Source organism: Pseudomonas sp. Sample_16 (assembly GCF_004307665.1).
In the GTDB taxonomy this organism is placed as follows: domain Bacteria; phylum Pseudomonadota; class Gammaproteobacteria; order Pseudomonadales; family Pseudomonadaceae; genus Aquipseudomonas.
The window spans coordinates 1-9,791 of sequence record NZ_RCOB01000194.1 but is presented as its reverse complement, the minus strand read 5'-3'; the positions used below and the strand labels follow the sequence as shown (position 1 = coordinate 9,791).

12 protein-coding genes are annotated in these 9,791 nt (G+C 59.2%); 10 read left to right on the top strand and 2 right to left on the bottom strand.

Features of this window, described 5'->3' with window-relative positions; translation table 11 throughout:
* The first annotated feature begins 136 nt into the window (after positions 1-136).
* The 4 genes from D8U69_RS25505 to D8U69_RS25490 all read left to right on the top strand — a co-directional run bounded on the left by D8U69_RS25505 (position 137) and on the right by D8U69_RS25490 (position 1,762).
* Positions 137-538, top strand: coding sequence for a lysozyme inhibitor LprI family protein (locus D8U69_RS25505; protein ID WP_056853893.1), 402 nt, complete (start codon positions 137-139; stop codon positions 536-538).
* A gap of 212 nt (positions 539-750) precedes the next feature.
* Positions 751-1,005: a type II toxin-antitoxin system RelE/ParE family toxin gene (locus D8U69_RS25500; RefSeq protein ID WP_130906002.1), complete on the top strand. Its 255-nt coding sequence runs from the start codon at positions 751-753 to the stop codon at positions 1,003-1,005.
* Positions 989-1,312 (top strand): helix-turn-helix transcriptional regulator, encoded by a 324-nt coding sequence (locus tag D8U69_RS25495; protein WP_130906003.1) that lies wholly within the window; start codon positions 989-991, stop codon positions 1,310-1,312. Before D8U69_RS25500 ends, D8U69_RS25495 begins: the two co-directional genes overlap by 17 nt.
* A 33-nt stretch (positions 1,313-1,345) precedes the next feature.
* Positions 1,346-1,762 carry a DUF3010 family protein gene (locus D8U69_RS25490; protein WP_130908427.1) on the top strand — a complete coding sequence of 139 codons (417 nt, stop codon included), beginning with the start codon at positions 1,346-1,348 and terminating at the stop codon, positions 1,760-1,762.
* A gap of 137 nt (positions 1,763-1,899) precedes the next feature.
* Here D8U69_RS25490 and D8U69_RS25485 read toward each other — a convergent pair whose 3' ends face one another.
* Complete coding sequence (locus D8U69_RS25485) at positions 1,900-2,844, bottom strand: GlxA family transcriptional regulator (RefSeq protein WP_056853895.1); 945 nt, start codon at positions 2,842-2,844, stop codon at positions 1,900-1,902.
* 209 nt (positions 2,845-3,053) lie between these two features.
* Here D8U69_RS25485 and choX point away from each other — a divergent pair, with 209 nt between their 5' ends.
* The 6 genes from choX to D8U69_RS25450 all read left to right on the top strand — a co-directional run bounded on the left by choX (position 3,054) and on the right by D8U69_RS25450 (position 8,512).
* Positions 3,054-3,998: a choline ABC transporter substrate-binding protein gene (gene choX / locus D8U69_RS25480; protein WP_130906006.1), complete on the top strand. Its 945-nt coding sequence runs from the start codon at positions 3,054-3,056 to the stop codon at positions 3,996-3,998.
* Positions 3,999-4,083: 85 nt separating this feature from the next.
* Positions 4,084-4,971, top strand: a complete 888-nt coding sequence (locus tag D8U69_RS25475) for a 3-keto-5-aminohexanoate cleavage protein (protein ID WP_056853897.1) — start codon at positions 4,084-4,086, stop codon at positions 4,969-4,971.
* A 139-nt stretch (positions 4,972-5,110) separates the two neighbouring features.
* The gene (locus tag D8U69_RS25470; RefSeq protein WP_130908426.1) at positions 5,111-6,076 is read left to right on the top strand and encodes an L-carnitine dehydrogenase; all 966 of its coding nucleotides are present in this window, start codon (positions 5,111-5,113) and stop codon (positions 6,074-6,076) included.
* 130 nt (positions 6,077-6,206) lie between these two features.
* Positions 6,207-6,683, top strand: coding sequence for a thioesterase family protein (locus D8U69_RS25465; RefSeq protein ID WP_056853899.1), 477 nt, complete (start codon positions 6,207-6,209; stop codon positions 6,681-6,683).
* A 14-nt stretch (positions 6,684-6,697) separates the two neighbouring features.
* Positions 6,698-7,861 (top strand): gamma-butyrobetaine dioxygenase, encoded by a 1,164-nt coding sequence (locus D8U69_RS25460; protein WP_130908425.1) that lies wholly within the window; start codon positions 6,698-6,700, stop codon positions 7,859-7,861.
* A 387-nt stretch (positions 7,862-8,248) separates the two neighbouring features.
* The gene (locus D8U69_RS25450; protein WP_130906008.1) at positions 8,249-8,512 is read left to right on the top strand and encodes a hypothetical protein; all 264 of its coding nucleotides are present in this window, start codon (positions 8,249-8,251) and stop codon (positions 8,510-8,512) included.
* A gap of 172 nt (positions 8,513-8,684) precedes the next feature.
* Here D8U69_RS25450 and D8U69_RS25440 read toward each other — a convergent pair whose 3' ends face one another.
* Positions 8,685-9,788, bottom strand: coding sequence for a GlxA family transcriptional regulator (locus tag D8U69_RS25440; RefSeq protein ID WP_047534337.1), 1,104 nt, complete (start codon positions 9,786-9,788; stop codon positions 8,685-8,687).
* Positions 9,789-9,791 lie beyond the last annotated feature (3 nt).

Here is a 9,791-nt window from a genome sequence, read left to right as displayed (position 1 = left end):
TGCAAAAACGACAGGGGAATTGCCGAAAGCGTCAATCCGCGACAAAGGGTCGTCGCCAGGCACTGTTGGCGACCTGTTCAAGGCCGTCCGCTTGCGCCAGAATTCGCCGCATCACTGGAATAGAGCGGCGACCTGAATGAAATCCATCCTTGTGGCTTTGGCATTGATTGCGACCGGCGTACACGCAGCGCAGGAGTCCGACGACAATCCCTGCGACAAAGTCGAAAACGACGTCCAGACCCTGGAATGCTCGGCCTTCAGCAAAACCACCGCCGAAGACCTGCTCAGCGAAAACCTCAAGAGCCTGAACGAGCGCATGCAGTCGCTCTACGGCAAGAACCCGTCGCAACTGGCCGACATCACCGCCAAAATCAAGGCCGCCCAAGCCCAATGGCTGAAAACCCGCGACGCCGACTGCGCCGTCGAAGCCTTCCCGGCGACAACCGGCAGCAAGGCGTTCACCATGGCGCAGAACGATTGTGTGGCACGAATGAGTGATGAACGGTCGGAGTTTTTGGAGTCGATTGGGCAGGAATAGTCCTTAATCTTCCGCTGAAAGTTGGAACCGCATCCAGCTTTCAGCATCGTTTTCCCCTCTTCCCACAACACGTTCTGACCTCACCTACACGTATTACTTGAAAGCCCCAACCGATGGGCTTTTCACGCAACATGCTGACAATTGTTGTGAATTGGCCAACTGCAAAATATAAGTAAAGATTCGCAAATCTTATAAAAGACTTATATTCTTCCATGAACAGCATTCACTGGACTCGAAAGGCCGTTAAGCAACTGCTGAAATTGCATTCCGCTCATCAGTGCCAGGTCCGTGATGCAATCACGGCGCTGGCAGACATGCCTGATGTAGGCAATGTCAAAGCACTGGTCGGTCATGACTTCGCCTATAGACTGCGTGTCGGTAACTATCGGGTCATGTTCGATTGGGAGGGCGCGATCAAAGTGGTCAGTATTCAAGAGGTCAAAAAACGCGATGAACGCACCTACTGACATCCAAATCATCAATGACGCCGAAGGCAATCCAGCCTTCGTGGTCATTCCTTATGCGCAATATGTGGCGCAGAAGATCGAACCCGACTTGATCCCTCATGATGTTGTCAGTCGTATCGTCGATGGCGCCACTCCCATCCGCGCCTGGCGCGAACACTTGAACCTTACTCAGGATGAAGTGGCCAAACGCATGGGCATTTCCCAACCGGCTTTCGCTCAGCAGGAAACCGTTGCCAAGCCTCGCAAGGCCACACGCGAAAAAATCGCGGCGGCTTTTGGGATCACCGCCAGTCAACTTGAGCTGTAAGCTTCACGCCATCAGCCAGTCAAGGGATTCAACATGAAAGTCTGTGGCATCGAAATCAAGGGCAGCGAAGCGATCATTGCCGTGGCGTCTCTCGACGGTACGAACCTGGGTCACGTCGCCCTCAATACCAAGAAAATTGCCCTGGACGATGATGACGAGGCGGCCAACGTCAAGTTGTTCGCCGCGCAGGTGGCGTCGTTTGTCCGGGAGAACTCCATCGACCGCATCGCGATCAAGAAGCGCGGCAAGAAAGGCGAATTCGCCGGTGGGCCGACCACGTTCAAGATCGAAGGGGTTTTCCAGTTATTGGAGAATTGCGAGGTGACGCTGCTGTCTCCGCAGACCATCACGGCGCAGTGCAAGAAATTCGGTTTCCAGCTGCCAGAGACGCTGAACAAGTATCAGCATGAGGCTTACAAGGCGGCGTGTTCGGCGCTGATGAAGAAATAACCGGTATTCCTGACAGAACAAATTAACTGTGGGAGCCAGCCCGCTGGCGATGGCGGTGCATCCGTCGATATTTATGTGTCTGCCAGACCGCTATCGCCAGCAGGCTGGCTCCCACAGGTTTTTCGTTGTTTTCAGAATCATGCTTTAGCGGTACGCCTGTCTTCTCGCGGACATCGCTCATATTTCGCCCGATAGCTGCGGGTGAAATACGACGGCGATTCAAAGCCGCAGGCAATGCTCACTTCCAGCACGCTCATGTCGGTCTGGCGCAACAGCTGCCGGGCCTTTTCCAGCCTTAATCGCAGATAGAAATTGCTCGGTGTGTCGTTCAGGTGCAACCGAAACAGTCGCTCCAACTGTCGCCGCGTCACCTTGATCGATTCCGCCAATTCCAGCGTGCTCAGCGGCGGTTCGCTGTGCTGTTCCATCTCGCCGATCACGTGCACCAGCTTCTTGTTGCTGATGCCATAGCGCGTCGCGACTTCCATGCGCTGGTGGTCTTTGCGCGGGCGGATGCGGCCGAGCACGAACTGCTCGCTGACCTGGATCGCCAGTTCCGGGCCATGGGCCTGGGCGATCAAATCGAGCATTAAATCGATGGAAGCGGTGCCGCCAGCGGAAGTGATGCGCCGACGGTCGATCTCGAACAGCTCCTGGGTAACGCTCAGCTGTGGATAGGATTCCTTAAAGGCGTCGATGGCTTCCCAGTGCAGCGTCAGACGATGACCCTCGAGCAGACCCGCTTCGGCGAGGATGAAGCTGCCGGTGTCGATGGCGCCGAGGGTCACGCCTTCGTTGTCCAGGCGGCGCAGCCAGTGCTCCAGCACCGGAGTGGCGAACTTCAACGGTTCGAAGCCGGCGACCACCAACAAGGTCGCGCCTTTTTTCAGTGGCTCCAGCGCCGCATCGGCGTTGACCGACATGCCGTTGCTGGCCAACACCGCCCCGCCATCGGCGCTCAGCACATGCCAGCGATACAACTCGCCACGAAAACGATTGGCGACCCGCAACGGCTCGATGGCCGAGATAAATCCAATGGCCGAGAAACCCGGCATCAACAAGAAATAGAAATCCTGGGACATGGAGCGCACTCGATGGCTAGTAGCGAGAGGGCGGGTAGCGTGAGGACGTTGATACGCCACTTGCCAGCGGCATTCAAGAGGTCAGGTCGCTGCAGTGCAAGAGCTGGTCGCCGCAGTGCGCTTTCATCGGTGCGTTGCTGCGTAACTTGGCATCACCGGCACGCAAAGATGACCGGATCCACAATAATGAAACTGCCGAGGAACCTGAGATGAAACGACTGATCAGCAGCTGTGTTCTTGCACTCAGTGGTACCGCTTTGCTGAGCGCCAGCGTCATGGCCGCCGAACCCGCCTCTTGCCAGAACGTGCGCATGGGCGTGGTGAACTGGACCGACGTCATCGCCACCAGCGCGTTGACCCAGGTATTGCTCGACGGCCTCGGCTACAACACCAAACAAACCAGCGCCTCCCAGCAAATCATCTTCGCCGGGATCCGCGATCAGCGTCTGGACCTGTTCCTGGGTTACTGGAACCCGCTGATGACCCAGACCATTACGCCGTTCGTCGAGGCCAACCAGGTCAAGGTGCTCGAAGCGCCAAGCCTGAAAGATGCCCGCGCCACCCTCGCCGTTCCGACCTACCTCGCCGACAAGGGCCTGAAAACTTTCGCCGACATCGCCAAATTCGAAAAAGAACTGGGCGGCAAGATTTACGGCATCGAGCCTGGTTCGGGGGCCAATACCCAGATCAAGGCGATGATCAGCAAGAACCAGTTCGGCCTTGGCAAGTTCCAGTTGGTCGAGTCCAGCGAGGCCGGGATGCTTGCCGCCGTCGATCGCGCCGTGCGTCGCAAGGAAGCCGTAGTGTTCTTCGGCTGGGCGCCGCACCCGATGAATGTCAACGTGGACATGACCTACCTCTCCGGCAGCGAAAACGCCCTTGGGCCGGACGAAGGCAAGGCCACGGTATGGACCGTCACCGCGCCGAAATACGCCGAGCAGTGCCCGAACATCGGCCGCCTGCTGAGCAACCTGACCTTCTCCGCCGAAGACGAGAGCCGGATGATGCAGCCGCTGCTGGACCACAAGGACGCTTTCGAATCGGCCAAGCAATGGCTCAAGGATCACCCGCAGGACAAGAAACGCTGGCTTGAAGGTGTGACCACTTTCGACGGCAAACCAGCAGCTGAAAACCTGCAGTTGACCAGTAAGTAACCCGCTCCTTTTTCTGAACCGAACCACCGATTCGCAGCCCGACAGGGCTGCGAGCGGAACCACCACGCCTGAAGGAACCCGCCTCATGAACCACGACGTCATCATCACCTGCGCACTCACCGGTGCTGGCGACACGACCGCCAAGAGCCCACACGTGCCGGTCACCCCGAAACAGATTGCCGCTGCCGCCGTGGAAGCGGCCAAGGCCGGCGCCACCGTCGTGCACTGCCATGTGCGCGACCCGCAGACCGGCAAGTTCAGCCGTGACGTGGCGCTGTACCGCGAAGTGATGGAGCGCATCCGCGAGGCTGACGTCGACATCATCGTCAACCTCACCGCCGGCATGGGCGGCGACCTGGAAATCGGCGCCGGCGAGAACCCGATGGAGTTCGGCCCGAACACCGACCTGGTCGGACCGCTGACCCGCCTGGCCCACGTCGAAGAACTGCTGCCGGAAATCTGCACCCTCGATTGCGGCACCCTGAACTTCGGTGATGGCGACACCATTTACGTGTCCACCCCGGCCCAGCTGCGCGCTGGCGCCAAACGCATTCAAGAGCTGGGCGTTAAGCCTGAGCTGGAAATCTTCGACACCGGTCACCTGTGGTTCGCCAAGCAAATGATCAAGGAAGGCTTGCTCGACAATCCGCTGTTCCAGTTGTGCCTGGGTATCCCGTGGGGCGCCCCGGCGGACACCACCACCATGAAAGCCATGGTCGACAACCTGCCTGCAGACGCCGTCTGGGCTGGCTTCGGCATCGGCCGCATGCAAATGCCGATGGCGGCGCAAGCGGTGTTGCTGGGCGGCAACGTGCGTGTCGGCCTGGAAGACAACCTGTGGCTGGACAAGGGCGTACTGGCGACCAACGGCCAATTGGTCGAACGCGCCAGCGAAATCCTCAGCCGCCTCGGCGCCCGCGTACTGACCCCGGCTGAAGGCCGCAAGAAAATGGGCCTGACCCAGCGCGGTTAACCATCTGCATAAAACCTGTAGGAGCAAAGCTTGCTCGCGATGATGTCGGTACATCCAACGCATTGTCTGCGACTTTAATGCCGCTATCGCGAGCAAGCTTTGCTCCTACGGGGTTCATCGAATCTTTCAGGAAATCACCATGAGCTTTATCACCGAAATCAAAACCTTCGCCGCGCTGGGCAGCGGTGTCATCGGCAGCGGTTGGGTATCCCGCGCCCTCGCCCACGGCCTCGACGTGGTGGCCTGGGATCCGGCGCCCGGTGCCGAAGCCGCATTGCGCAAGCGTGTCGCCAATGCCTGGGGCGCACTGGAAAAACAGGGTCTGGCACCCGGTGCCTCGCAGGATCGCCTGCGTTTTGTCTCGACCATTGAAGAATGTGTTCGCGACGCCGATTTCATCCAGGAAAGTGCCCCGGAACGCCTTGAGCTGAAACTGGACCTGCACAGCAAGATCAGCGCCGCCGCCAAGCCCAATGCCCTGATTGGCTCCAGCACCTCGGGCTTGTTACCCAGCGAGTTTTACGAGAGCTCGACTCACCCGGAACGCTGCGTAGTGGGTCACCCGTTCAACCCGGTTTACCTGTTGCCATTGGTGGAAGTCGTCGGCGGCAAAAACACGGCACCCGAAGCCGTGCAAGCGGCGATGAAGGTCTACGAATCACTCGGCATGCGCCCGCTGCACGTGCGCAAGGAAGTGCCAGGGTTCATAGCCGACCGTCTGCTTGAAGCGCTGTGGCGTGAGGCGCTGCACCTGGTCAACGACGGCGTGGCAACCACCGGCGAGATTGACGACGCGATCCGTTTTGGCGCGGGTCTGCGCTGGTCATTCATGGGCACGTTCCTGACCTACACGCTCGCCGGCGGCGATGCCGGTATGCGCCACTTCATGTCGCAGTTCGGCCCGGCGTTGCAGTTGCCATGGACCTATCTGCCGGCCCCCGAACTGACTGACAAGCTGATCGACGATGTGGTCGATGGCACCAGCGATCAGTTGGGCAAGCACAGCATTTCGGCGCTGGAGCGCTATCGTGATGATTGTCTGCTGGCGGTGCTTGAGGCGGTGAAGACCACCAAAGAGAAGCACGGGATGAGTTTCAGCGAGTGATGTGTTGATCGTTCCCACGCTCTGCGTGGGAATGCAGCCCGGGACGCTCCGCGTCCCAACGACGTGACGCAGAGCGTCACAGGAGGCGTTCCCACGCAGAGCGTGGGAACGATCGTGCCTGGAGATAAACATGCCCACCCTCACCACCTACCAGACCAGAATCATCCCCGACTGGGTCGACTACAACGGCCATCTGCGCGATGCCTTTTACCTGTTGATTTTCAGCTACGCCACCGATGCCCTGATGGATCGCCTCGGCATGGACAGCAACCATCGAGAAGCCAGCGGCAACTCGTTGTTCACCCTGGAATTGCACCTCAATTACCTGCACGAGGTGAAGCTCGATGCCGATGTCGAAGTGCATACCCGGATCATCGCCCACGACAGCAAACGCCTGCACCTCTACCACAGCCTGCATCGGGTCGGTGATGACACAGAGCTGGCGGGCAACGAACAAATGCTTCTGCATGTCGACCTTGCCGGGCCTCGTTCCACGCCCTTCAGCGAACAGACCCTGGACAAGCTGCAAGCCATCGTCGCCGAGCAAACCGACCTGCCAACCCCTGAATACATCGGCCGAGTGATCGGGTTACCACCCAAAAAATAACCAGGAGATCGCCATTGAACACCGCCGCCGCTTTTGCCGACTTCCGTACTTATCCGTTGATCAGCGCGCTGACAGGCGTGCAGGCTTTGGCGGATCGGGTTCTGGTGAAGTGGGCCGACAATCGCATCAGCCCCTTCCACCACCCATGGCTGCGTGACAACTGCCCCTGCTCGCAATGCGTCTATAGCGTGACACGTGAGCAGGTGCTGGAAATTGTCGACGTGCCGGAAAACCTGATGCCGGCGCAAACCACTGTCGACGCTCAAGGTTGCCTGTGCATCGAGTGGCAGGACGGCCACTTCAGCCGCTTCGATCCAGGCTGGCTGAGGGCACATGCCTATGACGACGAGTCCCGCGCCGAACGCTTGGCCAACAAGCCCAAAGCCAGGCTTTGGCACAGCGACTTGTCGTTGCCGGTGTTCGAATATCAGGCGCTGATGACCGACAACGACGCCTTGCTGCAATGGCTGCTGGCGGTGCGCGATATCGGCTTGACCCAGGTCCGTGGCGTACCCACCGAACCCGGTTCCTTGAAGCTGATCGCCCAGCGCATTTCGTTCATCCGCGAAAGCAATTTCGGCGTGCTGTTCAATGTGCAATCCAGGGCCGACGCCGACAGCAACGCCTACACCGCCTTCAACCTGCCGCTGCACAGTGATTTGCCGACGCGGGAGCTACAACCGGGGCTGCAATTCCTGCATTGCCTGATCAACGATGCTGAAGGCGGCGAGAGTATTTTCGTCGACGGTTTTGCCATTGCCGATGCGTTGCGCCTGGAAGATCCGGAGTCATTCAAAAGCCTTTGCGAAATCCCCGTGGAGTTTCGCAACAAGGACCGTCACAGCGATTACCGTTGCCTGGCACCGATCATCGCCCTGAATGCACTGGGACAGGTCTCTGAAATCCGCATGGCGAATTTTCTGCGCGGTCCGTTCGAAGCGTCGGTGGAGCAGATGCCCAGGCTCTATCGCGCTTACCGGCGCTTCATTGCGATGACCCGCGAGCCTCGATTCCGCTTGATGCAGCGGCTCAATCCCGGCGAGCTGTGGTGCTTCGACAACCGCCGCACCCTGCATGCACGCAACGCCTTCGACCCCGCCACCGGGGCGCGGCATTTCCAGGGCTGCTATGTCGACCGGGATGAGTTGTTGTCGCGCATTCTGGTGCTACAGCGCTAGACCGCGTCATCGTTCATCGCGGGCAAGCCTCGCTCCTACAGGATTTGCGTCGTTCGATAATAATGTGAACAACACAAGACCCTGCAGGAGCAAGGCTTGCCCGCGATGGCACCTGCACAGACACACAAAAAACCCGGATAAAAAAAGCCCCGATCAAGCCGTGACAGGATCGAGGCAGAGGGTACTGTTGAGGAGCTGCCATGCGAGGGTGACCAAACCTTCGTGAAGCGAGCTGAGTCCAGTGTGCCCACTCAGCTCGCTGGCAAGTTAGTCGAAAACGACCTGTTCATAGCCATTGCGGCCATTGCGACAAATCGCCCTTGCCCACACCAGGCACCCCCACCAGAATCGAACCACGACACCGTTCCCAGAAGAAGGATTTGCGTCATGATGCACGCCGATTTGATTGACCAGGAAGACCTGTTGGGCCAGCTCAAGTCGCTGGGTTTTCAAGTACCGATCGGTTCCACCGCCGAGCAGGCTTGCGAGTGTGCGGTGCGGGGCTTGAACGATGAACGGGCAATCGTGCTGCGTACCATGGTCAAGCAGATGTACACCAGTAGCGCGACCATCCTGCCGGCCGTGCGCCAGGCTATCGACAAACAATTGCTGCCGGCGTTGGCGCAGTATCAGCAGAGCCATAGGGCCTGATTTTCAGCACTGAGCGGCTTCTCCTTGTGGCGAGGGAGCTCGCTCCCGCTCGACCGCGAAGCGGTTGCAAAAACAGCGAATGCGGATTGTCAGAACGACCGCATTTGCCGGTTTTGGGGCTGCTGCGCAGCCCAGCGGGAGCGAGCTCCCTCGCCACAGTAGCCCGAGAGTTTTAGAGCCTTACGCTGGCAAACGTCGACTCATTGCGCGCCTGGCTCAGCGCTGACAACGGCCCGGACAGCGGCGACAGTACCAGCGCTTGTGGCAGCGGCATCATCGCCACTTGCTGTGTCGTGTTGGAACCCACACGCTCGTCACGCGGCGGTATGCCGAAGTATTCGCGGTAGCACTTGGAGAAGTGCGGCGTGGAAACGAAGCCACACACCGACGCCACCTCGATGATCGACATCGGCGTTTGCTTGAGCAGCTGCCGCGCACGGATCAGACGCAGCTTCAGGTAGTAACGCGACGGTGAGCAGTGCAGGTATTTCTGGAACAGTCTTTCCAGCTGACGACGCGAGACGGCGACATACACCGCCAGTTCGTCAAGGTCGATCGGCTCTTCGAGGTTGGCTTCCATGAGCGCAACGATTTCCTGCAACTTCGGCTGATTGGTGCCGAGCATGTGCTTGAGCGGCACACGCTGGTGATCCTGTTCGTTGCGGATACGTTCGTAGACAAACATTTCCGAGATTGCGGCAGACAACTCACGGCCGTGATCGCGGCTGATCAGGTGCAGCATCATGTCCAGCGGCGCGGTGCCACCGGAGCTGGTGAAACGGTTGCGGTCGAGGGTGAACAGGCGAGTACTCATGGCTACCCGCGGAAAAGCTTCCTGCATCGCCGCCAGGCATTCCCAGTGCACGCTGCAATCGAAACCATCCAGCAAACCGGCGCAAGCCAAGGCCCAGCTGCCAGTGCATACCGCGCCGAGGCGACGGGACTGACGCGCCTGGCTTTGCAGCCATGACACGTGTTCGCGGGTAACAGTGCGTTGAATGCCGATACCGCCGCAGACAATCACGGTGTCGAGTGGCGGTGCTTTGTGCATGGAGGCGTCAGGGGTGATTTGCAAACCGTCACTGGCCCAGACCTGGCCGCCATCGACAGTGAGGGTGGTCCAGCGATACAACTCCCGGCCCGACAACTGGTTGGCCATTCGCAATGGTTCTACAGCGGACGCCAGGGAAATCAGCGTGAAATTGTCCAGCAGCAGAAAGCCGATGGATTGAGGCGCACGGTTCTGGGGTTGGGCCCCGGAGTTGAACGACGTCATCGC

Excerpts from the sequence above, each read along its gene's own strand:
- D8U69_RS25505 (WP_056853893.1), top strand. The coding sequence starts at position 137 with ATGAAATCCATCCTTGTGGCTTTGGCATTGATTGCGACCGGCGTACAC.
- D8U69_RS25500 (WP_130906002.1), top strand. The coding sequence starts at position 751 with ATGAACAGCATTCACTGGACTCGAAAGGCCGTTAAGCAACTGCTGAAA.
- D8U69_RS25495 (WP_130906003.1), top strand. The coding sequence starts at position 989 with ATGAACGCACCTACTGACATCCAAATCATCAATGACGCCGAAGGCAAT.
- D8U69_RS25490 (WP_130908427.1), top strand. The coding sequence starts at position 1,346 with ATGAAAGTCTGTGGCATCGAAATCAAGGGCAGCGAAGCGATCATTGCC.
- D8U69_RS25485 (WP_056853895.1), bottom strand. The coding sequence starts at position 2,844 with ATGTCCCAGGATTTCTATTTCTTGTTGATGCCGGGTTTCTCGGCCATT.
- choX (WP_130906006.1), top strand. The coding sequence starts at position 3,054 with ATGAAACGACTGATCAGCAGCTGTGTTCTTGCACTCAGTGGTACCGCT.
- D8U69_RS25475 (WP_056853897.1), top strand. The coding sequence starts at position 4,084 with ATGAACCACGACGTCATCATCACCTGCGCACTCACCGGTGCTGGCGAC.
- D8U69_RS25470 (WP_130908426.1), top strand. The coding sequence starts at position 5,111 with ATGAGCTTTATCACCGAAATCAAAACCTTCGCCGCGCTGGGCAGCGGT.
- D8U69_RS25465 (WP_056853899.1), top strand. The coding sequence starts at position 6,207 with ATGCCCACCCTCACCACCTACCAGACCAGAATCATCCCCGACTGGGTC.
- D8U69_RS25450 (WP_130906008.1), top strand. The coding sequence starts at position 8,249 with ATGATGCACGCCGATTTGATTGACCAGGAAGACCTGTTGGGCCAGCTC.
- D8U69_RS25440 (WP_047534337.1), bottom strand. The coding sequence starts at position 9,788 with ATGACGTCGTTCAACTCCGGGGCCCAACCCCAGAACCGTGCGCCTCAA.